Genomic DNA, 25,008 nt, shown 5'->3' on the forward strand with positions numbered 1-25,008 from the left:
GCACGGGTTTTTAATGATATAAAAGTAACATGCTAATACACCGCTGGCTGACCACGTTCGGCCGATATATCATACTGATGGGACGCACATTCTCAATGCCCGAGAGGATGAGAATGTTTTGGAAGCAGTATGTCAAGGAGATGCAGCAATTGGGCATCAACTCCATTGGCATCGTGCTACTCATCTCGTTTTTCATCGGTGCCGTTATCTGCATCCAGATGAAGGTCAACATCGAGAGTCCATGGATGCCACGTTGGGTGGCTGGCTACACCACTCGCGAAATCATGCTATTGGAGTTTTCGAGCAGTATTATGTGTCTGATATTGGCTGGCAAAGTTGGTTCGAACATCGCTTCTGAAATAGGCACAATGCGCGTAACTCAACAGATTGACGCGCTTGAAATTATGGGTGTCAACTCGGCCAGCTACCTCATCCTACCCAAGATACTCGGCATGCTTACACTGATGCCCATATTAGTCATCTTTTCAAGTTCAATGGGTATTGTGGGCGCTTACGGCACCGCCTATATCGGCCATATCATGCCTCCTGACGATTTGACACTGGGTTTGCAGCACGACTTCGTGCCTTGGTTCCTATGGATGAGCATCATCAAGAGCCAGTTCTTTGCCTTTATCATCAGCAGCGTACCTGCCTTCTTCGGCTATACCGTCGAGGGTGGTTCCGTCAACGTTGGCAAAGCTTCTACAGATGCCGTTGTATCATCAAGTGTGCTTATTCTATTCTCTGATGTCTTCCTAACACAGTTATTGTCATGATTGAAGTAAAAGACCTACATAAAAGTTTTGACGACAGAGAGGTGCTAAAGGGTATCTCCACCGTGTTTGAAGACGGCAAGACCAACTTGATTATCGGACAAAGCGGATCAGGAAAGACCGTACTGATGAAGAACCTCGTAGGACTCTTTGAGCCCACAAGCGGACAAGTGCTTTACGACGGGCGCGACTTTGTACAGATGTCAAAGCAGGAGAAAGTGATGATGCGCCGTGAGATGGGTATGATTTTCCAAAGCGCTGCTCTCTTTGATTCACTCTCAGTACTTGAAAATGTGATGTTTCCCTTGGACATGTTCTCAAACATGACCTATCGAGAACGCAAGGAACGAGCCATGTACTGCTTGGACAGAGTGAACCTGGTGGGTGCCGAAAAAAAGTATCCTGGCGAGATTTCGGGTGGCATGCAGAAGCGTGTGGCCATTGCCCGTGCCATATCACTAAACCCCAAATACCTATTCTGCGACGAGCCAAACTCAGGTCTTGACCCAAAGACATCACTTGTCATTGACGAATTGCTTCACAGCATCACACAGGAATTTAACATGACCACTATCATCAACACCCACGACATGAACTCTGTGATGGGCATTGGTGAGAATATTATCTTTATCTTTGAAGGTCATAAGGAATGGCAGGGTGTTTCATCAGAGATCATGAACAGCACCAACCAACGACTCACCGACTTTATCTTTGCAAGCGACTTATTAAAAGAGATGCGTGAGGCAATCAGGAAATAAATTTCTATAACAACATAAAAAGAATGAGGCAGACTTATCATCTACCTCATTCTTTTTATTATTTCATTTTCCATTCACCTTGACATTCCACCATTGGAACAACGATTTCCTCTTGTGTACTATCAGCATAGTTAACCATTAGGAAAACCTGCATCATTTGGAGAGCCGAGTCCATTTGGGCACGAGAGGCCGTGAAAGAAGTAATACCAACATGCGCCTCTTCCTGCTGACGGACAAACTGTTTATAAGCCACCAACAACTGTTCATTAAATGAGGCTGGCATGCCCTCCATATCAGCACGTCCTGCCAAGAAAGCCTCATAGTCGCCATCCTTTAGACCATTATAGTACTCCTCGGCAGCTTTCATGGCAGCCTCTTCTGGTGATTCAGCACCACCACAGGACACCAATCCAATAGCCATCAGTAAAAGTAGGATACGCCTCATTACTTCTGACGAATAAACACGTTGATTGGCGAACCCGTCAGTGTCCAATGCTGACGAATCTGGTTCTCCAGGAAACGGCGATAAGGCTCCTTAATATACTGTGGCAGGTTAGCATAGAACACAAATGTAGGAATCTGCGTGTCAGGCACCTGCGAGACGTATTTAATCTTAATATACTTACCCTTGATTGAGGGGGGCGGTGTAGCCTCAATGATAGGCAACATCACCTCGTTAAGCTTATTAGTGCCAATGCGAGCCTTACGATTCAAATACACCTCCTTGGCAGTCTCAAGCACCTTAAAGATACGCTGTTTGGTCAGTGCTGAAGCGAAGATAATGGGGAAATCCACAAAAGGAGCCATACGTTTGCGAATAGCTTCCTCGAAAGTCTTAATGACAATCTGCGACTTATCCTCTACCAGATCCCATTTGTTCACAACTACCACCAGCGATTTATTGTTCTTCTGAATCAGTTGGAAGATATTCATATCCTGCGCCTCGATACCACGGGTGGCGTCAATCATCAGCACACACACATCACTATTCTCGATAGCACGGATAGAGCGCATCACACTATAGAACTCCAGATCCTCTGAAACCTTGTTCTTACGACGGATACCTGCAGTGTCGACCAGATAGAAGTCAAAGCCAAACTTATCGTAGCGTGTATAAATACTATCACGCGTAGTGCCAGCGATATCAGTCACGATGTTACGATCCTCACCGATAAAAGCATTAATCAGGCTCGACTTACCAGCGTTAGGACGACCTACCACTGCAAAACGGGGTATACCATCCTCAAGATTATCTTTATCTTTCTTAGGCAGAGTCTCAACAACCTTGTCAAGCAGGTCACCCGTACCACTTCCTGTGGCTGCACTGATACAGAAAGGATCACCTAGGCCAAGTTTATAAAACTCATACTGCCCATAGGTATCCTTGTTATCGTCAGCCTTATTAGCTACCAACAACACAGGCAGTTTGGCACGACGCAGAATCTGCGCCACATCCATATCCCAATCGGTCACACCATTCTTAATATCGCAGAGAAAAAGAACCAAGTCAGCCTCCTCTGTAGCAATAATCACCTGCTTACGAATTTCCTCCTCAAAGATATCGTCACTGTTGACTACCCAGCCACCAGTATCGACCACCGAGAACTCGTTACCACACCATTCACACTTGCCATATTGGCGGTCACGGGTGGTTCCAGCCTCGTCGCTCACAATAGCCTGACGAGAGTTTGTCAGACGGTTGAATAAGGTGGACTTGCCCACATTGGGGCGGCCCACGATAGCTACTAAATTACCCATAATACGTATTATTTGGGTGCAAAGTTACAAAAAAGAACTGAAACGAACAACGTTTCAGTTCTTTTTTATACTCAATCAGGATTGTATCCAAAGTTATCCAGTTCCTTCTGGGACGAGCGCCAATCTTTGTCAACCTTGACGAAAATCTCCAGATAAATATGCTTATCGAAAAATTTTTCAAGAGCTTTACGAGCTTCTGTAGACACCTTTTTCAAAGCCACGCCCTGATGACCAATAATGATACCTTTCTGAGAGTCGCGTTCTACATAGATAACAGCGTTGATATGAATCTGCCGATCATCTTCCTTAAATTGCTCCACGACTACTTCTACGGAATAAGGAATTTCTTTATCATAGAAAAGGAGTATCTTCTCGCGGATAATCTCCGAAACAAAGAAGCGAGCAGGTTTGTCTGTCAACTGATCCTTATCAAAAAATGCCGGGCTCTCGGGCAACAGTTCCTGAATACGTTTTAACAAGATATCTGTACCAAACTTATTCTTGGCAGAAATAGGCAGAATCTCTGCTTTTGGCAAAAGCGCATGCCACTTTTCAACAATATCCCCCAACGTTTTCTGGTCACTCTCGTCAATCTTATTAATCAAGAGAAGTACTGGAATTGTCATTCTCTGAACCTTCTCCAAGAACTCCATATTCTTCTCAGGGGTCTCCACAACATCGGTAACATAAAGAAGAACGTCCGCATCTGTCAGTGCCGACTCAGAGAATGCCAGCATCGATTCCTGTAGTTTATAATTAGGCTTCAGTACACCTGGGGTATCACTAAAAACAATTTGCATATCGTCGGTATTAACAATACCCATGATGCGATGACGAGTAGTCTGAGCCTTGAAGGTGGCAATAGAGATACGCTCGCCCACCAATTGGTTCATCAATGTAGACTTTCCCACATTGGGATTGCCCACGATATTTACGAATCCTGCTTTATGTTTCATGTGTTTTTTATTTGTGCTGCAAATTTCGGTATTTTTCCTGAGACTGCCAAACTTTTACGAAACAAAAAAAAGAATCCGGACGACCCAAGCCATCCGGATTCCCAGTACTAAGAACAATTAATTATTTAAAAATGAGTTGTGCAAACTGATATAGGCTACGACGCCAGGTGTGCCATTCATGGGCTGTTCCAGGAGACTCATAACCAACAGCGTTCATACCAAGCTGGTCATGGATATTCTTTGCTGCCTCAACGCAGCCCATATTCTCCTTACCACCACCACTCATAAAGAGCAGTTTAACGTTCTTGGTAAAGCCATTAGACTCCTTCACCTGGTCAACGCTCCACGCGCCACTACTGAAAGAACCAACATAAGCAAATTTCTCAGGGTTAGCAAGTGTAATCTCACGAGCCTGCATACCACCCATAGAAAGGCCTGCATAAGCACGATGCTGAGGATCAGCAATCACGCGATAATTCTTCTCGACCATCGGGATAATATCATTGAACAGCACGTTCTTAAAGCCCTCTGAGAAGCCACCAAAACCGCCAAATCCACCACGACGGGGACCAGCCTGTCCAGGAGCTCCTTGTGGACGCTGGCCACGAGGTGCGGCACCCTGAGCGCCCTGAGGACGCTGTGGACGTTGACCGCTTCCGAATCCACCTTGCTCACCAGGACGATTGGCGTTCAGTCCATTATCCATCACGATGATACAAGGAACGGCCTTCTTCTCTGCAATCAGATTATCTAAAATCTGAGCAGTATGGCCCTGCTCTGCCCAACCATACTCATTCTCTCCCATACCATGCTGCAGATACAGAACAGGGAACTTCTTAGTGGGATTCGTATAATACTCAGCAGGCAGATATACATGACAACGACGCATCTTCTCAGTATAGGTTGACCAATAGAACACTTCGCTCACTGAACCCTGAGGCACATTCTTCACTTGCCAAAAATCCTGATCAGCCGAAGGAATCTCAATACCGCTACCCCAACGACTGGCACCATAATAGTAAAGACTACCTGGATCGGGAACAGAAGCTCCATCGATATTCAACTGATAGTAGTGGAAGCCCTCATCCTGGGGAGCCGAAGTGCCTGTCCACACACCATTCTCATCTTTTGTCATCAAATAAATCTTGCCACCAATATCGAGACCGACCTCCTTAGCATCGGGAGCCGAAATCTGGGCACGAACCATACGCTCTGAGTTAACCATGGGATACTGTTTATTATCCTGGTTACTGGATGCAGGTTTAAAATCCTCAACACCGGCAACGACAGAAGGAACTTTCTGATTTCCTCTCTGACCGCCAAACTGAGCAGATGCCGTCATTGAAAAAAGGGCTGCTGCCACAAACAAAAATAGCTGTTTCATAGGTTATTATTTAGTTATTAAAAAATGTTTCGACCTTTTGACGTTTTGAAAGAATAAAAGTAAAACAGAGCCAGCCACTTGTTAAGCAACATTAACATTTAGACATAAAAAAAGCGAAGCACTTTATCCTAGTGCTTCGCTCCTTAGAATATTTGTATAAAAATTATTTGCCATCATAAGCCCAACGGAGATAGTTGGCTCCATGAACGAAACCTGCTCCGAAGGCAGTCATAATGATATTGTCACCCTTCTTCAGTCTGGACTCATACTCCCAGAGAGCCAAAGGAATAGTTGCAGCCGACGTATTACCGAAGTGCTCAATATTAACCATTACCTGGTCCATAGGCAACTCCAAACGCTTGGCCACAGCCTCAATGATACGCATATTTGCCTGATGAGGCACCACCCAATTGATGTTATCCTTGCTCAAGCCATTGCGTTCGGCAATAAGGGCACAGTCGTCGCTCATATTTGTCACAGCATAACGGAACACCGTACGACCCTCTTGATAGCAGTAGTGCATACGATGATCAACGGTGAAGTGACTAGCAGGACTAACTGAACCACCCGCCTTCATATGAAGGAAGGGAAGTCCCTGACCATCGGTACGCAGATAAGAATCCATCAAACCGATGTTCTCCTCCTCAGTACCCTCAAGCATTACTGCTGCTGCACCGTCACCAAAGAGCGGACAAGTATTACGATCCTTATAGTCTGTTGCAGACGACATTTTGTCAGCACCAATCAGGATAATTCTCTTATAACGACCGCTTTGAATCATTGACGAAGCAACGTCGAGCGAATAGAGGAATCCGCAGCAAGCAGCCCAGAAGTCGAATGCCATAGCATTCTTCAGACCTAACTTGCCGATTACGATGCTGGCTGTTGAAGGAAAATGATAGTCGGCCGTTGATGTAGCAACGATAACTGCATCGATAGAATCGGGGTCAGCACCCGTTTTCTGCATCAACTGCTTGGCTGCCTTGCGCGCCATATAAGAAGTGCCGAGACCCTCTTCTGTGAGGATTCGGCGCTCCTTGATTCCGACACGCGTCATAATCCATTCATCGTTGGTGTCGACCATGCGCGACAGTTCCTCATTAGTGAGGACATAGTCGGGCACATAACCTCCAATGCCGGTGATGATCGCGTTAATCTTTCCCATTATTCAGCTACCTCTTCGTCCATCTTGATAGCAACCTTGCCACGATAGTAACCACAAGTGGGGCATACGGTGTGATACACATAGTAAGCGCCACAATTGGGGCATACTGCCAGCGTAGGAGCTACAGCCTTGTCGTGAGTACGACGCTTAGCGGTACGAGTGTTTGATTGTCTTCTTTTAGGATGTGCCATAATTCTTTAATATTTTTAATTTTTAAACCTTTAAATTTTTCAGAGCTTCCCAACGAGGGTCAATCTCCTTAGCGTCCGCATCGCTGCTTCGGGCAGCCGAATGCTCGTTGAGCACCCGCATCATAGCATCGTTACAATCGCCAGGTTGATGAACGTGCTGGATGGGTACCGCCAGTATGATAGACTCATAGATGAACCATGCCAAATGAAGAACGCCTTCATTCTCATCGATGGTAATGATGTCATCATTCTCTTGGTATTCGCATCCCAGTTTCACCACCAAGCGGAGGTCGGTCTCAATGGGCTGATCCATCATCTCTAAGCAGCGATCGCAGGGAATGCGAACTGTGCCGTCAGTATGCAGCTGTAGTTCAAAAAAGCCGACGGCCTTGCGTATAGACCCCGACACGTGCAAAGAACCATCCTGCACCTGAGCACCCTCGAGTGACTGAAAAAACTGACTATCCAACTCCCACGAAAGAGAGGTATTCTCGTCCGTAAGTGCCTTTAAATCAATATCAAATCGCTCTAAGTTACACATATACACTCTTTTAGCGGGTGCAAAGGTACAACATTTTTTTCTAATTCATTCAATTTTTCATCACTTTCTTGCTATTTTTTCAGAATAATTACGTATTTTTGCCGACAAATAGTCTATACAATGCAGTGGACTGATAAGATTAGACAAGTAAAAATATGGCTGGTGGCAGTAGCAATCCTCATTGCAGGAGCGGCGCTTCTGGCCTCACATTATTTGGTGCGCGATCTTCAAACAGAAGAGCGCAACAAGATGGAGGTTTGGGCAAAGGCCATGGAGGCATTAAACCAAGAGGACGAGATGTCATACCTGCTCTTGGTAGCCCAAGTAATGGAGGGCAACAACACGATTCCAGTCATTGTACTTGACTCAAAAGACCACGTAATGGACTATCGTAATATTGAAGACTCGTCCAACGTTGCAACGTATGCCATGCGAATGAAACAGGCGGGTAACGTAATAAGAATTGAACTTGGCGGCGACTACCAGCAAGTATGCTACGACGAGTCTATCATGCTAAAGCGTCTTACCTACTATCCCTACTGGGCGCTAGCCGTTGTTCTCATCTTTGCCATTGTGGCCGTATTTGCCATACTCACGGCCAAACGAGCAGAACAGAACAAGGTATGGGTAGGCCTATCCAAGGAAACAGCCCATCAGTTAGGCACCCCTATTTCAAGTTTGATGGCATGGGTAGAAGTTCTCAAAGAGACCCACCCTGACGATGAGCTCATTCCAGAGATGGAAAAGGACGTCAAGCGACTGGAACGAATTGCAGAGCGATTCTCTAAGATTGGCTCAATGCCCGAGCCCGTTGACACCGAGATGAAAGAACTCCTAGACCGTGTTATAGAATACATGGACAAGCGTACATCACAGAAAATCAGCATCAAAGGACATTATCCTGACCATGCTGTAATGGTAAAAACCAACGCGTCACTATTCGAATGGGTTATTGAAAACCTATGCAAGAATGCCGTAGATGCCATGGAGGGTGATGCCGGCAAGATTGACTTATGGCTTTTAGAAGAAGACGACATCGTGGCTGTGGAGGTGGTTGACACGGGTAAAGGTATTAAGAAGAAGAATATCAGCAATGTATTCCGCCCAGGCTTTACCACCAAAAAACGTGGCTGGGGTTTAGGCTTATCATTGGCCAAACGTATTGTTGAAGAATACCACAAGGGGCGCATCTACGTCAAGGAATCAGAAGTAGGACGCGGCACCACGTTCCGCATAGAATTAAAGAGATAGAATCTTTTCTTTTAAGAAAGCATATGAGTCATATTGGCGTATGGTTCATATTGCGGCAGAAGCCAACCATAACGAGTCCAGTCAACCACGCGCCCCCACCCCATATTCATATAGGCAGAACTCAGATAATCCGTTTTACCGCTAATACCCTTTCGCACAGGAATATACATACTGACGCAACCACAATCTGCCTGCGTTGCATCAAACAAGCTAAAACTATTCTCCAAATTCAGACTTGAAGTCATCCATTGCGCCGATGTTACATGATATGGAACGGCTTTCTTAAATATCTCATCCCACGCATTAAAAGCCGCAGCAGGCGAATTTGTCTTCAAGAACTCCCTCATATCATAGAATATTGGTACTCCATAATACCAATAAAACGTCACGGAAGAAGTCCCATTCCTATGAACATTGATTGTTCCCGGATAGACATAGTCCATCATAAAAGCATCCATAATATCATGCGTTGCCGCAGCCAACTGTCCCACATAACGGGTATCAATCACCGACATAGGCAAACTATAGCCCGCCAAACTTTGATTATTCTTATACGCCTCCTTATAATAATTATAATAGGTATCTATCAAACCTTGATAAAGCTCCGCATCATCCTTATACAAAAAAGGCATAATAAGCGAATATGGAGCACCCGCCCCAGGAATCTCCGCAGGCGACCCTATCAGATAGTCAGTAGCATGCTGAAGCTCATAGCCAACCTCCACACACATCATGTTACAGCAGTCTGCCATGATATAAGCGAACTTAGGCAGATCCGAAAAGGCGCGTGCCATCTGCGTGACATTCATCCATTTCTCTCCCATACTGCTGTCGTCATAGCTTCTGTCTATCCCATATGCGCGAAACATACCACCTTTTTCTTCCACGCTATCAGGCGTAATTATCCAACCGCTGGCATGTCCCCAAAGCACCAAGCCATAACTATCAGCTTCGGCTGCCCCTATCATAGTCTTCAACACCTCGCGAAAACAATCAGGATCACTGGACAAGAAATTCGACTCGTAGCGTTTCACCACCTCAGCCGACCCACCATGCAACTCCAGGATATACGGAGCACTATTCTGAGCATCGTAGCTTGCGCTATCGACAAATACCAGCAAGCGCTGATGGTCGGAAAGTTGTCGGGAGCCGCGAATCAACTCCTTCAAGTCCTCTTGCATATATCCTCTCTGCCCCAAATCATTCTCACCGGCCATATACACCAACACGGTACGTTGAGCCCTACTTTCTTTCCATGGTCTGCTTTGACCATCATCATCCTTACTGCAAGAAGAGAAAACGCCGACTGCAACAAGCAACATGAGCATAGCCACCTTAGACGAGCGACAGAAATCATCAATCTTCATCAGAAGGATACCAGCAAAAATCCACAGAATCTCTCTTACACGACAGATAATACTCACGAAAATACCAAGTGCTGCCGAGTCGACATTGCTTCCCAGCTTTGTCGACATGCCAATAAGTGCAATGGACAACATAAAGCCACCCTCCTGCACACCCAACTGCATAGGCAGGAAACCTATCAGATTTGCAAAAAGCGTGGTAAACGACAGAATTAGAACAGAATAAAGAAAGGTAAAGAAAAGCCCTTGAAAGCCACCACCGCAGTCAATACCAAAGAGCAAGAGCATGAACAGGATTTCCAGTGCCTGAACAATACGCGATGCATACTCTAACAATAAACTACTGTAGAAAGCACGTTTGTCCTGCTTATGAAGCGAAGCAATCTGAGCATCAATATTCCTCAACGTCTCAGCATGTTTCTCCTGAAAGCGCACACTCCAGCCTTTCAATCCAGGAATCTTACCTATCCAACGGATAAGTTTCACTACCATGCCATTCTTATATCCTTTTGAGAATACATAAAAAGCCAACAGACAGAAGACAATGGCCGCAGCCATACAAGCCCCAATAGCCGGCGTAAGAGGCACATAATCAATAACAGCCAATGCCAGATAAAGAAAGATAGAGGTAAACCACAGCCAGAAATGCGCAAAGAAGTGCATCATAGCATATAGAATGACCGACGAAGTAGCGCGTTCATTACCGATATTCTTCGACAACTCCATAATACGATAAGGCTCGCCACCAAGTCCACCCACTGGCGTTGCATAGTTCAGCGCATAACCCGTAATAGTGAGTCGATAGATACGCCAGAAGCTCACCTTCTGCGTATCCTCCTCCGTATTATAACTAATAATACTTTGCCATGCCCAAGCATTCAGTCCATAGACTAGGAACCAAATACCCAATATAGGTATCAGCCAATAACCAGCCTTACACAGATGCTGCCATAGTTCAACAAAGCTCACATCAAAAGTCAGCATCATAGCCACCACAGCTACAATACCGACTATAAAAAACAGGTTGTTTAAGCGTTGCTTAGTCCATTTCATGAGTTACAGGCCTTGTGCAATGCGCTTGCAGAATGATTCGTGACGATGGTTGACATACCAATAGATAAGTCCCATACCTACAATCTCCCACAAGAAGTTGCCCACGGGGAAATCAAGCAAGCAAAAGAGGAACAGCCAAAACTCGCGGAAGTTAAAGGTCAGCAGTCCATTCCACTTCATCAAAGGCAACGACTCACGATGAATATCATCACGCACCTCCTGAGGAACATTATCCAAGCTACCATATTTCTCACGCAACGCAGCCAGAAGTCTCTGGAACTCAGGCGTCACATCCTCCTGTTTCTTCGTATATTCGATATACGATTTCTGGAACCAGCGCTCATAGAAAGGCGTTTCCTTGGGCATCTGCTCATAGATTTCTTTCTGACGCACAGAGTTATCCAACTCTGACCCCTTCTCGCCCTTCAGGAAGAACAAATGTACTTGAATATAATAGTCAGCCAGGCGCTGTTGTCCTTGAAGCCCCCATAAACCAGAAATCAGAGCCAACACAAACACCACACCAGTGGCAATAAGCGTATTCTGCTCGTTGTTATCTATACCAAGCCATGCAAACTCACGGTCATGATGCAGATAGAATCGCCATACCAAAGCTACATAGATAGGAAAGAACCAAGTAAAGCCAGCCAGACCATCAAGGATACGTCCCAGACGACTCTTCTTGCCCGTCATGCGCGCCAACTGCCCATCTGTACAATCGAAAATATCACCCCACATCAGCAGGAAGATAGCTACGATGTTATACACCAGTCCCAGTGTGCCACCATAGAAGAAACTGCCCTGTGCAAAGAACCACGCACTGGCAGCACCAATAATCATCGACCAGATAGTAATGGTATTTGGGTGCACGTCAAACTTTGCGAAGAACACTGCGCAGTAATAGCAGAAAGGACGGATGACATGCAAGTCAAGCCAGTCTTCCGTCTCAGACGATTTCAGTGTTGCTCTGAATTTCTCGTTCATACCTTATTATTTGTTATTAAAAACACGCTTGATAGTATCGCATACTACCTGTGTCTGTTCCTTACGACCCAGCGTGATACGCAGGCACGACTCCAGTCCCTTATCGGTCATGAACTTAATCTTGTAATCCTGAGCCTTCAGTTCCTCCATCAGCTTATCCTTAATCTCAATAGGATACTTAATCAGGATAAAGTTAGCCACACTCTTATATACCTTGAAGCCAGGCAAACTACCCAGTTCCTTCTTATACAACTGACGTCCCCATTCCATATCATCAGCTACATGGCGATAGTGCTCATCACTATCAAGTGCGGCCAGAGCCACAGCCTCAGAGAAGCGATTGTAACCCAGATACTTGTTCACATAGCTCAGGAACTGATCATGTCCCTTACCAATGAAGCCAAAACCACAACGCAAGCCAGGCAAACCATAGAACTTAGACAGAGTACGCGAGATAATCAGGTTACTGTATTTGTTTACCAGTGGAGCGATATAAGCCGTATCCTTAGAAATAAAACTAGCATATGCCTCGTCAATCAGAACGATTGTATCTGAGGGAATATTTTCCAAGATACGAGCAGTCTCCTCGGGAGTCAGACCGTTACCCGTGGGGTTGTTGGGTGATGCCAGCAACAGCATGCGAGGATGAACACGATTGGTATATTCAATCACCTCATCAATATCGTAAGCAAAGGTATCCTCCTTCTCGTGCAGAGGATACATCTCGAAGGTACCACCACACTCCTGAGCCACCTTATTGTAATACCACCAAGAAAACTCAGGTATAAGAATCTTTGTGTTTGGTGTGCCATTCACCTCCTGACTGTTGATTGACAGGAAATAATGAATAGCATTCTTCAGCATATCCTCACCGCCATAGGTCAGCAGCACCTGTTCTTCAGGCACACCATAAATCTCACCAACGCGCACGCTGATAACACTTTTCTTACCCTGATCGTAGATGCGAGTATAGAAGCACAGATCCTTCGGATCAAAATTCTTAATAGCCTCTACCACCTTCTGGCTGGGCTCAAAATTAAATTCATTTCTATCAAGAAAGTTCATAATTAGCTGCTATTATATTTATCGGTTAATAAAGTTCTTCAGGAATCAATTTCTTAGCATTCTCGAAATCCTCAGGCGTATCAAGTTCTATCGAGAAGTACTTTGTGGTATCAACCACCGTAAAGGTAAAGCCTTGGGGAATGAGTCGTTCGAAAGCACGTTCATAGAAGATATCAATCAATCCCTCATGTTCAATCATCTGCTCCAGTTCCTTGAAAAGTGCCTTACTGTAGTCTGCTGTCATTTTTTCAAAGCCAACGCTCTCACCAATAGCCTTCTCAACAGAACAAACCTTACTGATCTCTACAATATTGTTATTCTCGTTCACAACGACCTTCATCTCCTCCTCGCCCAACTCATGACGATTCACAGCCAGTGCACTGCCTTCCACATTTAAAACAGCAGGAATAATCTGAGGATCAAACAAGATATCACTATCCGACAGCAGGAACTCACGGCCTTCAGTAAAGGGACGAGTAAGCCACAACGAGAAGATGTTGTTATTATGAGCATAGTCGGAGTTATCTATAAAGTGGATGGTCAGTGAAGGATAATGCGCCGTCAAGAAGTCACGTATCATCTCGGCCTTATAGCCTGTGACAACAACCAACTCATTGATACCCGCCTGCAGCATAGCATCCACAGTGCGCTGTAAAAGCGTGCGCTCACCCACTTCAAGCAAGCACTTAGGACATTTATCTGTCAACGGGCGCAGGCGCTTAGCCATACCTGCTGCGAGGATAACGCCCAGTCTGCCACCGTCCGTTCCAGTCTTAAATGTGTTATTCATTACCTTATTTAATTAAAATATTAATCAAGCTGCAAAGGTACACATTATTTCTGATACCTCCAAAACTTTTAGCATTATTTGATTTTTTCCAAAATTCGCTTCGGAATGTAGAAATTATTTCTTACCTTTGCAAGAGACAATCATTAACAAGACGCATAATATGGAATACAGTTTAAATCCGCACAGTCAGGAGCTGTTAGAACAATACCGAAAAAACCTACCCATCTATCAGAAGATAGAAGAAGTAGCCTTGCAAGCCATCCAGCATGTAATTAAAGAGTTGGGTATCTCTCTTAGCAGCATGGAGCATCGCATAAAAACAGAGAAGTCATTGGCAGGAAAACTGGAACTAAAAGGTGGAAAATACGCATCCATCAACGATATCACCGATCTCTTCGGCATGCGCATCATCACCTTCTATACAGACGATGTTGACAAGGTTGCAGCACTCGTCAAACGCACGTTTGATGTTGACTGGGACGAATCGGTAGACAAACGAAAAGCACACGAACTAACCAGTTTTGGTTACAACTCACTTCATTATATCTGCCGATTACCCAAGTCGCTTGCCAACGACCCTGAAACACCTCAGCTCAATGAAATCCGCTTTGAGATTCAAATGCGCACAGCCCTGCAACATGTGTGGAGTACCATTGAGCACGACATTGGCTATAAAGGCAGCATCAAGATACTCCCCGAGTACAGACGCCAGTTCAGTCGACTGGCCGGTATGCTGGAGCTTATCGACGACGAGTTCAGTCGTCTGCGCACCACGATGACTGATTATCGCCGCCAAATGCAAGCCCTTGTAGCCAGTGGCCAACTGACCGAGGTTCCCCTTAACCCCAGTACCTTCCGCAACTACCTGGACATGACACCATTCAAAAAACTCAACCAGCGCATTGCCGCTTCCAACCAGGCCGAGATACTACCCTATCCGCTCATGTCGTTCCTACCCATACTCGAACATTTCGAAATGAAAACGCTGGGAGACGTACAACATTTCATCGAGGAAAACAGCGATGCAGCCTACCAACTGGCCTTGTCACAATTGGCCTTTACCGACATCGACATTATCTCCGAGAGCATCGGTCTGCAGAACCTGTGCATTGTTGAGACACTTAAACGAGGCGAAGGTCAGGAAGGCATCCAACTCATTTTCGATACCCTCAATGGTCGTCAAACCGAGAATAAGGCTATGGCAAAAATTATGTACGAGCAGGCTGCCATACTACCTTTCATGCAAAAAAGCAAATAAAAGTTGATATAAATCATGAGAAAACATTCAAAAGTATTAATCTTATAACTTTTTTCAATGATTTCGATTTAATTTCGTACTTTTGCGACTCGAAAAGATAAAAACTGTAACAATTATGACAACACATCATTCATTTGTTGGTTCCAAAATCAAAGGAATCCGCGAATCAAAGAACATCTCCATCGAAGAAGTATCAGAGCGCAGTGGCCTCTCCACTGAGCAAATCAACTCCATAGAAACAGATCAGAACCTCCCCTCACTAGGACCGCTGATTAAGATTGCACGCGCCTTAGGTGTACGTTTGGGAACATTCCTTGACGACAGCGATGCCCTCGGTCCCATTGTTTGTCGTGCAGCCGACCGCGAGAAAGACAGCAGCATCAGTTTCAGCAACGGTGCATCCGATGCCCGCAAACACATGGAATACCATCCTTTGGCACAGCAGAAGGCAGGTCGACACATGGAGCCATTCGTCATCGACATCAACCCCGAAGAGAATCCCGATTTCCAACTCTCAGCGCACGAAGGCGAAGAGTTTATCTATGTGATGCAGGGCGAAGTCGAGATTGTCTATGGCAAGGAGACATACAACCTGAAAGAGGGCGATTCCATTTTCTATGATAGCATTGTGAATCACCATGTACACGGTGCTCCAGGCAAGGCCGCCAAGATTCTTGCCGTTGTATATATTCCATTTTAAATAAACGTGATAACGAAAAAAAAAGAAAGAATGGCAAAACTTGATATGGCAGGCCGCCCATTGCCCAACAGAACATATCCCGCAGAGACCGGAAGCGAAGGCTACCACTTGTGGGAGCGCACATTGGGACAATGGCTCGAATACTGGGCCGAGACGACGCCCGATAAAGAATATATCGTATACTCAGACAGAGACCTGCGCTTCACCTGGAGCCAGTTCAATGAACGCGTAGACAACTTAGCCAAAGGCCTCATCTCCATTGGCGTCAAGAAAGGGTCCAATGTAGGCATCTGGGCCACTAACGTACCCGATTGGCTTACGTTTCTATATGCAACCGCTAAGATTGGCGCCGTACTCGTAACCGTTAACACCAACTATAAGCAAAACGAGCTAGAATACCTTTGCAAAGACTCCGATATGGAGGTTCTCTGCATCACCGATGGTACTTGGGACTGTAACTACGTTGATATGACCTACACCATGCTACCCGAACTGAAGACCTGTGAGCGCGGACATCTGAACAGTGAACGTTTCCCACATCTGAAGGACGTTGTCTACATCGGCATGGAGAAATATCGCGGCATGTACAATACAGCCGAATTATTACTTCTGGGTCAGAACATCGAAGACGAGACACTGAACGAGATGAAAAAACAGGTCAGCTGCTACGACGTATGCAACATGCAGTACACCAGTGGCACCACTGGCTTCCCTAAAGGCGTCATGTTAACCCACTACGGAATCGCCAATGATGGCTACTTCACAGGCGAGAACATGGGCTTCACTGCCGACGACAAACTGTGCGTCTGCGTGCCCTTATTCCACTGTTTCGGCGTGGTGCTGGCCACAATGAACTGCCTGACCCACGGTTGTACCGAGGTCATGGTCGAGAAGTTCGATCCCCTGGTGGTACTGGCCTCTATTCATAAAGAGCGCTGCACGGCCCTATATGGAGTGCCCACCATGTTCATTGCCGAGCTCAACCACCCCATGTTCAACATGTTCGACCTCAGCTGCCTGCGCACAGGCATCATGGCAGGCAGTCTCTGTCCCGTGGAACTGATGAAGCAGGTATCAGAGAAAATGTTTATGACCATCACCAGCGTTTACGGACTCACCGAGTCTTCACCTGGCATGACACAGACCTGTTTGAACGACACCTTCGAGCAGCGCTGCACCACTGTTGGTCGCGACTTCCCATTCGTAGATGTCAAGGTGCTCGACCCAGAGACCGGCGAGGAATGTCCCGTTGGTGTGCAGGGCGAAATGTGCTGCAAGGGCTTCAACGTGATGAAGGGCTATTATAAGAACCCCACCGCAACGGCTGAGGTCATCGACAAGAACGGCTATCTCCATTCTGGCGACTTGGGCGTAAAAGACGAGCAAGGCTTTTATAAGATAACAGGACGTATCAAGGACATGATTATCCGTGGTGGCGAGAATATCTATCCTCGCGAGATTGAGGAGTTCCTCTACCACATGCCAGGCATCCGCGACGTACAGGTGGCCGCTGTGCCCTCAAAGAAATACGGCGAGGCCGTTGGTGCCTTCATCATTCTTGAGGAAGGTGCCAAGATGACTGCCGAAGACGTGCAGTTGTTCTGCCGCGGCAAGATTGCCCGCTACAAGATCCCCAAGTACGTCTTCTTCATCGACCAGTTCCCACTTACCGGTTCTGGCAAGATTCAGAAATTCAAACTGAAAGAAATGAGTCTCGAGCTCTGCAAACAGCAAGGCATCGAGGTGATATAACAAATAAAGGGCGAATCGCATAGGATTCGCCCTTTTTCTTTATCATTTATTAGAAACGTTGGTTTTCGCTGTTATACGTCCCTTCAACAAAGACAGAACGATATAAGAGAAAAGTCCTGCAAGGATGCCATCTGTAATACTCCCAGTTACAGGCATCAACAAGATAGTCAGGAATGCAGGCATGGCCTCAGTGGGATCAGAAAGATTAATATGTCGAACCACTCCCAAAAGATAGAAGCCGGCCATCACCATGACGGGGGCAGTAGCAGCCGCTGGTATTGCCAGGAACACAGGAGCCAGAAAAAGACTTGCCATAAAACAAAGTGATACGACAAAGGATGACAGTCCCGTGCGACCACCTTCCGCAAAGCCCGTGGCACTCTCAACATAGGTTGTCACCGTACTACATCCCAGACAAGCTCCCGTCACAGTGGCAAGCGCATCACTGAGCATGATACGACGCATATGAGGAATACGACCATCCTTTCTGATAATACCAGAACAAGCCATCACACCAACAACGGTACCTAGGCTATCGAGCACATCAAAAAACAACATGGTCACCACACAAACCCAGAAGTCGGGCAACAAAAGGTAGTCGAAAGAGAACCGACAGAATAGCGGTGCCGCTGAGGAAGGCATTTTAATAAAATCGTCCGGCATCACAGTCACGCCCAAAGGTACACCGACTACCGTTACAATAAGGATGCCCAACAGCAGCCCACCCTTCAAACGCATAATAGTAAACACCGTTGTCAGCACCATTCCCAGAATGAAAAGCAATGAATTAGGCGTCACCAGCGTCTCCATATGATTAAAGACTGTTCCTTCCGCCAACAGTCCGTTATTCTTGAATCCAATCATCGCAATAAAGAATCCTATGCCAGCTGCAAAAGCATACTTCAGCGATGTTGGCACCATCTCGAAGATCATCTGTCGAATGTTTGTCACACAAAGAAACACAAACAGCAAGCCCTCAACAAGAACGGCCGTAAGCGCAAACTGCCACGGATAACCCAAGGACACGCAAACAGTCTCAACAAAGAAAGCATTAAGCGTCAATCCTGGCGCCAGGCCAAACGGTTTCTTGGCGATAAAGGCCATGAGCAATGTACCTACAGCTGCAGCCAAGGCTGTTGCCGTAAAAATCGAATCCACAGGAAAGCCCTGTTCTCTTAAAGGTTCAAACATCACCGGCATCAACGCCAGGATATAAACCATCGTCAAAAAAGTAGTAAAACCCGATTCTATTTCGGTCTTCAAGCTATCTCGCTGCATCGAGAAGCCCACGAGTGACAGTAAACGTTCTTTCATGCTTGCTGACTAAAAGGGATCACAAAATCAAACTTTGCTCCACCATGATAGCTGGTATCAAGAGTCAGTGTTCCACCCAGGCGTTCTGCCACCATACGTGCGATAGCTAACCCCAGACCTGCACCCTGAACAAAACTATCCAGTTTGGCAAAGCGTTCAAAAATAAACTCACTCTTATCTTCAGGTATACCAGGTCCAGAATCAACAACCGAGAAGTGTAAACAATCTTCCTCCTGACAGAGACTCAGCACAACACTTCCCTTCTTCGTAAACTTTGCCGCATTATCCAGAAGTCGCGAGAGAACAAGCTGTATCATACGCGGATACGATAGGAGTACCCGACTGTCAGGAATATCACATCGCGTTGTCATTGCCACAGACGAGGGCAACTGCGGACGCACCTGTTCTTTAGCCACCTCCAGGAGTCCAGAGGCAATACACTCTTCCGCAGGAGGCAGTTCCGTACTACTCTCCACATTAGAAATCAGAATCAGGTCGTCAAGGATATTTGTCAGCAAGCGAATATTCTCCTGAATACGCTGACTATAATCCAAGCGCTCCGAGTCTGGCAAATCAACCCCCGACATAGTAAGCACCTGACTAAAACCACCTATAGCATTCAGAGGTGTACGCACCTCATGAGTGATACCCCGCAAGAAAGCCGTTTTCGCCTTTAAGGCCGACTCGGCACGGTCACGTTCTATGGCCAGTTGTTTATTCTGTGCCACCACCACATTGCGTTCGCGCTCCAGTTGTCGGTTTTTTATCTCCAGTCGATGGCGCCATCGGTTATTAGCCACAAGGAACACGAGCATCGCCACGATACCCAAAATCATAGTCACGCCACCAGTTGTAAACCGCGAACGCTGTTGTAATTGCTCATTCTGTTTCCTCATCCTGTCAAGTTCTACCAAGTCCGACGAAACAGTATCTTTCGAAGAATAATTCATGTCAACGTTGGCAGCGACAACCACCGTACTATCCTCTGCCCAACAGTCAAAGGACACTACAAACGTCAGCAGCAACGCGACGAGAATTCTAAAATAGGTCGATCTCATCCAATTCAAGTACTTATCATTTACAAGAAAACGCAACCATTTGATATCAAACGATTGCGTTTCTCAGCGGAGAGAGAGGATTGTGAACCATCCTCCTAAAACGTTGATTACCAGTCTCGTTAATCTCTACTTTAATATCTCTGTAACACTTTTGTCACCAAGAGTCTTTTTTGAGACTTATAACTAACTGATATTCAACTATATTATTTTTAAGCGGAGGGAGAGGTTTTTGAACCAGTTTTTGAATCCCACTCATTATCATTTAGTTGGCAATCAGCCAATATCTTGCGTAACACAAAATGTAACACGTTTCTGTTAGTCGTTTTGACCACGACTTGACTACCGCAGTAGTCTTCTTACGTGGGTACAAAATTACACAAAAATGAACAGACCACCAAAAGAAATTGCTTAAAAAACGCAAACGATGGCGGGAAACATGCATTTTTAACGGTTTGAAGCCGACTGAACGTATGTTTTTCGAGACTTCAGCGGAAATAGATGTGTGTTACATGTGTTACACTTGATTACAGCAATGATACAATCAACACAAGTTTGGAATAACCGACAATCACTAACCATAAACATGCGGAAACTCATAAAAAACAAATGTTTCCGCTGGTTTATGGTTTATCCCACATTTCGAGTTGGTCTCTGAGACTTTTGGGTAAGACCTTAATTATGGGATTCCGCACATGTTAATGGAATACAAAACTAAACCAAGTCGATATTTTCGACAAAATTGCGGTTAGACGCAAAAAAATCGAGATATTATTTTGCTATACAAAGAAAAATATCTATATTTGCACTCGACAAAAATGCGTATTAAAACAAAAATATCGAAAGTCATGCTAATAGAAAGGAATTCATATTTACAAAAATTGATTGCACGGCGGGACAATGGTCGTGTAAAAGTTATCACCGGCATACGCCGTTGTGGCAAGTCCGTATTGCTTTTCGACATCTACAAGGAGTACCTGAAGAAAACGGGCATCAAAGACAATCAGATTATAGAAGTCCATCTGGATGAAAAGGTCAATGCAGAGTATCGAAACCCCATGAACCTAGATAACTATCTGCATAAAAGAATTGGCAGGAAGAGGTCACAGCTCTATGTGCTGATAGACGAGATACAGGAGGTCGAGCCGATACAGAATCCGTGGCTGCCGGACAACAAGGAAGCGAAGATTACCTTTGTGGATGTTCTGATTGGGCTGATGAACAAGAAGAACGTGGATGTCTATGTGACGGGCAGCAATTCGAGGATGCTTTCAAAGGATGTCATGACGCAGTTCAGAGACCGTGGCGATGAAATACATGTGAATCCCTTGACCTATAGGGAATTCTATAGCTCATATCAAGGCGAGAGGAGAGACGCATGGGGAGCATTCTGCACTTTTGGCGGACTACCCAAAGTTGCAACAGAGGCCACAGATGAAGACCGAACCGCCTATCTGCAAGACCTGATGGCGAGAACCTACCTGCGCGATGTCGTGGAGAGGAACAAGATACAGAAAGACGAGTCGCTGCTCAGGGAGATGCTACTTGTAGTGGCAAGCAGTGTGGGGTCGTTGACTAATCCCAAAAAACTGGAGCAGACCTTCCAGAGTGTGAGGCAGCAGAAGCTCACCGATGACACCATCAGTCGCTATCTTGACTATTGTGAGGAAGCTTATCTGATAAAGAAAGCCTTCAGGTATGACATTAAAGGTAGGAAATACATCGGTACGCCACTGAAGTATTACTTCACCGATGTCGGCCTGAGAAATGCTCTGCTGAATTTTCGTCAAAGCGAAGAGAATCACCTGATGGAGAACATCATCTTCAACGAACTGTGCGTTCGCGGCTTCAGTGTCGATGTAGGTATTGTGGAATACAACTATAAAGATGAGGAGGGCAAAAGTAAGCGCAGACAAGTGGAGGTGGATTTCGTCGTCAACAAGACCAACCTGCGTTACTACATCCAATCGGCGTTCGCCATTCCCGATAACGAGAAACGCGAGCAGGAAACAAACTCGCTCAGGCGTATAGGTGACTCATACCAGCGGATTGTCGTTCAGCGTGATTTGCACCTACCTTACTATGATGAGAACGGCATCTATTACATTGGCCTGGAGGATTTTCTGCTAAAATTCATTGATGAAATGTAAAACTTTTTGCCATTTCCATTCGTGTACATGCCATATGTTCAGAGTACTCCAAGCATACGTTGTAGATATCCAAAACGAAGTCTGCCAGGAAGACTTATATACTTAATCTCCTGCATAGACATACAATTACACTTCCAGTTCAGCTTCATACCATAATCCAATAAAAAAAGAAACTTATGTAGTATATAACGGTATTGATAAGAATAATCAAACAATAAGAAGAGACTTCTATGGCAGTCATGCTATGGAAGTCTTTTCTTTTTTGCATAACCACTCACCTTCTATCCTGATTTTCGGTAAAAGACACGAAAGTCGAAAATACCGACAAGTGTCGATTTTGTGCGCACAATCAAACAGTCAAACAAGTGTAACTTTGCAAAACAAATGAAAATCAGAATAGGATATATCATCAAGAAATACCGTGAAGCCCACAATTATGATCAGGCTTCACTCGGCAGACTCGCAGGAATCTCGCGAGGAAAGGTCGTATATATTGAGAATGACAAATCAACTCAGAAAGAAGATCAGTTGGAAAAACTGGCTAATGCCATGGGAAGCACATGGCTTGACATGGTAATTGCGAATGCGCTCCCCAAATGGATGGACGCTGGCACAGAGCCACATCTTGTAGATGAGTATGGCAAGATTATTCCCAGTGTCTTATTGAAAATCCTGAAGGATTCTATTAACGCCCAATCAATAGAAGCTATCCTATTAGCAGAATTGAGTAAAATCAGGGAGAGTGGCAAAATTGTCATAAACATAAATATCGACGACAATGGAAGTAATAACAGTAGATAGTGAAGTATATCAGTTATTCAAAGAACGTTTGGATAGAATTGAAAAATATATTGAACGAGCAGCCAATATGGAACACAGTATAGGCAAGGCGCTGCTGATGACGACACGTGATGTAATGGAAACACTACAAGTATCACAGTCCACCCTCTTCAGGTGGCGGAGAGATGGTAAGATACAGACTATCGTCATGCCATCTGGAGAGCTACGATTCAAGTTTGAAGAAATCTATACAGCACTAAGGTGTTGTCAGATTCGTGTTCAGGGGTGTTCAAAGGAAACAACCATCAAACGGATGGACGAATTCAAGAATGCGACAATCACAAAGAACATAAGAGAATTAACAAAAGAATAATTAAAATGGATGAAAAAGAAAGAGCAATCCTTGAATTGCAAAAGAAAGTAGATTGTATCCTGAAAGTGACAGACAGAGTCAGTCCTATGGAAGAGAGGCTAAACAATTTGGAAAGAGAATCCATCTCCTCTAAGAAGATTCTTACGTCACAGGAAACTGCGGTTTATATTGGTGTATCATTGAGCCAGCTATACAAGATGACCAGTACGCATAGCATTCCACATTATAAGCCTAGAGGCAAGATGTGCTATTTCGAAAGGAAGGAACTTGACGCATGGCTATTACAAAACCACAACGGGCCTGACGTTATCGCCGAAAATGAATAGAAGAAAAAAACTCATAGAGATAGACAGCCCAAATGAGGAAGAGCTTGAAGCACTCATCAAGTTCTCAACCATCAGTGTGACTGAATATTCTCATAAAAAAGACATTCATGGAAGAAGAAATAATAGAACAGAAGATGGGAGGACAAAATCAATGGTCAGAAACAGAGCTTGCTCTCCTCCTTCAAAACGCCACGATTAAGGCAAGCGACAAATTTGATGTTCCGCCTGAAATTCTTTGGGTTGGAGATTCAACCATTGCGACTTTCGGGAACTTCAGTGCTTCGACTGGAAAAGCCAAAAGTCGCAAGACATTTAATGTCTCTGCCATTGTAGCAGCCTCATTGGTTAATGGAACAATTCTGAAATATAGGGCTTGTCTCCCAACCAAGCAACGGAAGATATTATATTTCGACACAGAACAAAGCCGGTATCATTGTCATAACGTCCTGACAAGAATACTGAAATTGGCAAATCTTCCGATAGACAAAGACCCTCAGAACATGAAGTTCATAGGTCTTAGAGAATACTCTCCTACACTTCGCCTCCAGCTCATTGATTATGCACTGAAAACTAGCAAAGGCTATGGCCTTGTTGTCATTGACGGCATACGTGACCTGATGTATGACATCAACAGTGCAAGAGAAAGTATAGATTTAATAACCAAAATGATGGCATGGTCAAGTCGTTACAACCTTCATATTCATTGTGTTCTACATTTGAACAAAGGAGATGACAATACCAGAGGTCACATTGGCACTGAATTGAACAATAAGGCAGAATCTGTACTTGTCATCAGTAACAGCAAGACCAACAAGTCTGTTAGTGAGTTGAAACCAATGCACATGAGATCAAAAGAGTTTGACCCATTCGCCATCACTATCAATTCAGAAGGACTACCTGTTTTGGTCGAGCAGTATAACTGGGAACAGCCAAAGGCTGGTACTACCATCCAGGACTTACCAGAGGAAAAACATAGAGAAGCATTACAAATCGCATTTTCAGACAGTGAGATTCCAAGATATGTTGATCTTATCAATGCACTCATCAAGGGCTATTCCGAGATTGGATTCCAGCGTAGTCGGAGTTGCATGACAGAGGTTTACAAATTCCTTGTATCTCAGGGCGCAATTGTAAAAGGTCATAATGGGTATCAATTCAATTCCGACTTTGAGATGGGCGAACAGGAAGAAGATAAATAAGTTCAAATTTCAGTTTAGTTTGGTACAGTGTATATATAATGTAATGTGGACTAACACAAGTAAAAGGT

24 protein-coding genes are annotated in these 25,008 nt (G+C 45.0%); 11 read left to right on the top strand and 13 right to left on the bottom strand.

The window, feature by feature from the left end; translation table 11 throughout:
- Window positions 1-29: 29 nt before the first annotated feature.
- On the top strand, window positions 30-776 hold the full coding sequence (locus tag M1D30_RS09740) for an ABC transporter permease (RefSeq protein ID WP_248503481.1): 747 nt from the start codon (window positions 30-32) through the stop codon (window positions 774-776).
- On the top strand, window positions 773-1,531 hold the full coding sequence (locus M1D30_RS09745) for an ABC transporter ATP-binding protein (protein ID WP_248503483.1): 759 nt from the start codon (window positions 773-775) through the stop codon (window positions 1,529-1,531). The genes M1D30_RS09740 and M1D30_RS09745 overlap by 4 nt, the downstream gene beginning before the upstream one ends.
- Window positions 1,532-1,589: 58 nt before the next feature.
- Here M1D30_RS09745 and M1D30_RS09750 read toward each other — a convergent pair whose 3' ends face one another.
- The 7 genes from M1D30_RS09750 to M1D30_RS09780 all read right to left on the bottom strand — a co-directional run bounded on the left by M1D30_RS09750 (window position 1,590) and on the right by M1D30_RS09780 (window position 7,526).
- Window positions 1,590-1,976 carry a hypothetical protein gene (locus M1D30_RS09750; protein WP_248503485.1) on the bottom strand — a complete coding sequence of 129 codons (387 nt, stop codon included), beginning with the start codon at window positions 1,974-1,976 and terminating at the stop codon, window positions 1,590-1,592.
- A complete protein-coding gene (der, locus tag M1D30_RS09755) occupies window positions 1,976-3,289 on the bottom strand; it encodes a ribosome biogenesis GTPase Der (protein WP_248503487.1) in 1,314 nt (437 codons plus the stop codon). Before der ends, M1D30_RS09750 begins: the two co-directional genes overlap by 1 nt.
- 71 nt (window positions 3,290-3,360) lie before the next feature.
- A complete protein-coding gene (gene era / locus M1D30_RS09760; RefSeq protein ID WP_248503489.1) occupies window positions 3,361-4,245 on the bottom strand; it encodes a GTPase Era in 885 nt (294 codons plus the stop codon).
- Window positions 4,246-4,366: 121 nt separating this feature from the next.
- Window positions 4,367-5,629, bottom strand: a complete 1,263-nt coding sequence (locus M1D30_RS09765) for an esterase family protein (protein WP_248503492.1) — start codon at window positions 5,627-5,629, stop codon at window positions 4,367-4,369.
- 163 nt (window positions 5,630-5,792) lie between these two features.
- On the bottom strand, window positions 5,793-6,794 hold the full coding sequence (locus tag M1D30_RS09770) for a beta-ketoacyl-ACP synthase III (protein WP_248503494.1): 1,002 nt from the start codon (window positions 6,792-6,794) through the stop codon (window positions 5,793-5,795).
- Window positions 6,794-6,985: a 50S ribosomal protein L32 gene (gene rpmF, locus M1D30_RS09775; RefSeq protein WP_081778395.1), complete on the bottom strand. Its 192-nt coding sequence runs from the start codon at window positions 6,983-6,985 to the stop codon at window positions 6,794-6,796. Before rpmF ends, M1D30_RS09770 begins: the two co-directional genes overlap by 1 nt.
- 22 nt (window positions 6,986-7,007) lie before the next feature.
- Window positions 7,008-7,526, bottom strand: a complete 519-nt coding sequence (locus M1D30_RS09780; protein WP_248503496.1) for a DUF177 domain-containing protein — start codon at window positions 7,524-7,526, stop codon at window positions 7,008-7,010.
- Window positions 7,527-7,646: 120 nt separating this feature from the next.
- On the opposite strand from M1D30_RS09780, the gene M1D30_RS09785 reads away from it, so the two are divergent.
- Window positions 7,647-8,777, top strand: coding sequence for a HAMP domain-containing sensor histidine kinase (locus M1D30_RS09785; protein WP_248503498.1), 1,131 nt, complete (start codon window positions 7,647-7,649; stop codon window positions 8,775-8,777).
- Between the two features lie 11 nt (window positions 8,778-8,788).
- On the opposite strand, the gene M1D30_RS09790 is transcribed toward M1D30_RS09785, so the two are convergent.
- Genes M1D30_RS09790 through M1D30_RS09805 form a run of 4 tightly spaced genes read right to left on the bottom strand, consistent with a single transcriptional unit; the run spans window position 8,789 to window position 14,033 of the window.
- The gene (locus M1D30_RS09790) at window positions 8,789-11,194 is read right to left on the bottom strand and encodes a clostripain-related cysteine peptidase (RefSeq protein WP_248503501.1); all 2,406 of its coding nucleotides are present in this window, start codon (window positions 11,192-11,194) and stop codon (window positions 8,789-8,791) included.
- A gap of 3 nt (window positions 11,195-11,197) precedes the next feature.
- Complete coding sequence (locus M1D30_RS09795; protein WP_248503503.1) at window positions 11,198-12,178, bottom strand: CDP-alcohol phosphatidyltransferase family protein; 981 nt, start codon at window positions 12,176-12,178, stop codon at window positions 11,198-11,200.
- A 6-nt stretch (window positions 12,179-12,184) separates the two neighbouring features.
- Window positions 12,185-13,243 (bottom strand): histidinol-phosphate transaminase, encoded by a 1,059-nt coding sequence (locus tag M1D30_RS09800; protein WP_248503505.1) that lies wholly within the window; start codon window positions 13,241-13,243, stop codon window positions 12,185-12,187.
- A 25-nt stretch (window positions 13,244-13,268) separates the two neighbouring features.
- Window positions 13,269-14,033, bottom strand: coding sequence for an NTP transferase domain-containing protein (locus tag M1D30_RS09805; protein ID WP_248503506.1), 765 nt, complete (start codon window positions 14,031-14,033; stop codon window positions 13,269-13,271).
- Between the two features lie 160 nt (window positions 14,034-14,193).
- Between M1D30_RS09805 and M1D30_RS09810 the strand changes: the two genes are divergently transcribed.
- The 3 genes from M1D30_RS09810 (at window position 14,194) to M1D30_RS09820 (ending at window position 17,743) form a co-directional block, all read left to right on the top strand.
- Window positions 14,194-15,291 (top strand): GTP pyrophosphokinase family protein, encoded by a 1,098-nt coding sequence (locus M1D30_RS09810; protein ID WP_248503508.1) that lies wholly within the window; start codon window positions 14,194-14,196, stop codon window positions 15,289-15,291.
- Between the two features lie 115 nt (window positions 15,292-15,406).
- Window positions 15,407-15,991, top strand: a complete 585-nt coding sequence (locus tag M1D30_RS09815; protein ID WP_248503512.1) for a helix-turn-helix domain-containing protein — start codon at window positions 15,407-15,409, stop codon at window positions 15,989-15,991.
- Window positions 15,992-16,021: 30 nt separating this feature from the next.
- Complete coding sequence (locus tag M1D30_RS09820) at window positions 16,022-17,743, top strand: AMP-binding protein (protein ID WP_371874071.1); 1,722 nt, start codon at window positions 16,022-16,024, stop codon at window positions 17,741-17,743.
- A gap of 42 nt (window positions 17,744-17,785) precedes the next feature.
- Here the strand turns inward: M1D30_RS09820 and M1D30_RS09825 are convergent, their stop codons facing one another.
- A complete protein-coding gene (locus M1D30_RS09825; RefSeq protein ID WP_248503513.1) occupies window positions 17,786-19,057 on the bottom strand; it encodes an NCS2 family permease in 1,272 nt (423 codons plus the stop codon).
- Window positions 19,054-20,115 (bottom strand): sensor histidine kinase KdpD, encoded by a 1,062-nt coding sequence (locus M1D30_RS09830; RefSeq protein WP_248503516.1) that lies wholly within the window; start codon window positions 20,113-20,115, stop codon window positions 19,054-19,056. The genes M1D30_RS09825 and M1D30_RS09830 overlap by 4 nt, the downstream gene beginning before the upstream one ends.
- 845 nt (window positions 20,116-20,960) lie before the next feature.
- Between M1D30_RS09830 and M1D30_RS09835 the strand changes: the two genes are divergently transcribed.
- From M1D30_RS09835 to M1D30_RS09855, 5 genes are all read left to right on the top strand, one after another.
- A complete protein-coding gene (locus M1D30_RS09835) occupies window positions 20,961-22,262 on the top strand; it encodes an ATP-binding protein (protein ID WP_248507811.1) in 1,302 nt (433 codons plus the stop codon).
- 384 nt (window positions 22,263-22,646) lie between these two features.
- The gene (locus M1D30_RS09840; protein WP_248503517.1) at window positions 22,647-23,063 is read left to right on the top strand and encodes a helix-turn-helix transcriptional regulator; all 417 of its coding nucleotides are present in this window, start codon (window positions 22,647-22,649) and stop codon (window positions 23,061-23,063) included.
- Window positions 23,041-23,415 carry a helix-turn-helix domain-containing protein gene (locus tag M1D30_RS09845; protein WP_248503518.1) on the top strand — a complete coding sequence of 125 codons (375 nt, stop codon included), beginning with the start codon at window positions 23,041-23,043 and terminating at the stop codon, window positions 23,413-23,415. Before M1D30_RS09840 ends, M1D30_RS09845 begins: the two co-directional genes overlap by 23 nt.
- Window positions 23,416-23,420: 5 nt before the next feature.
- Window positions 23,421-23,741 carry a helix-turn-helix domain-containing protein gene (locus M1D30_RS09850; RefSeq protein WP_248503521.1) on the top strand — a complete coding sequence of 107 codons (321 nt, stop codon included), beginning with the start codon at window positions 23,421-23,423 and terminating at the stop codon, window positions 23,739-23,741.
- Between the two features lie 107 nt (window positions 23,742-23,848).
- Window positions 23,849-24,940, top strand: coding sequence for an AAA family ATPase (locus M1D30_RS09855; RefSeq protein ID WP_248503523.1), 1,092 nt, complete (start codon window positions 23,849-23,851; stop codon window positions 24,938-24,940).
- Window positions 24,941-25,008 lie beyond the last annotated feature (68 nt).

Source organism: Prevotella sp. E15-22, assembly GCF_023204875.1.
Taxonomy (GTDB): Bacteria; Bacteroidota; Bacteroidia; order Bacteroidales; family Bacteroidaceae; genus Prevotella.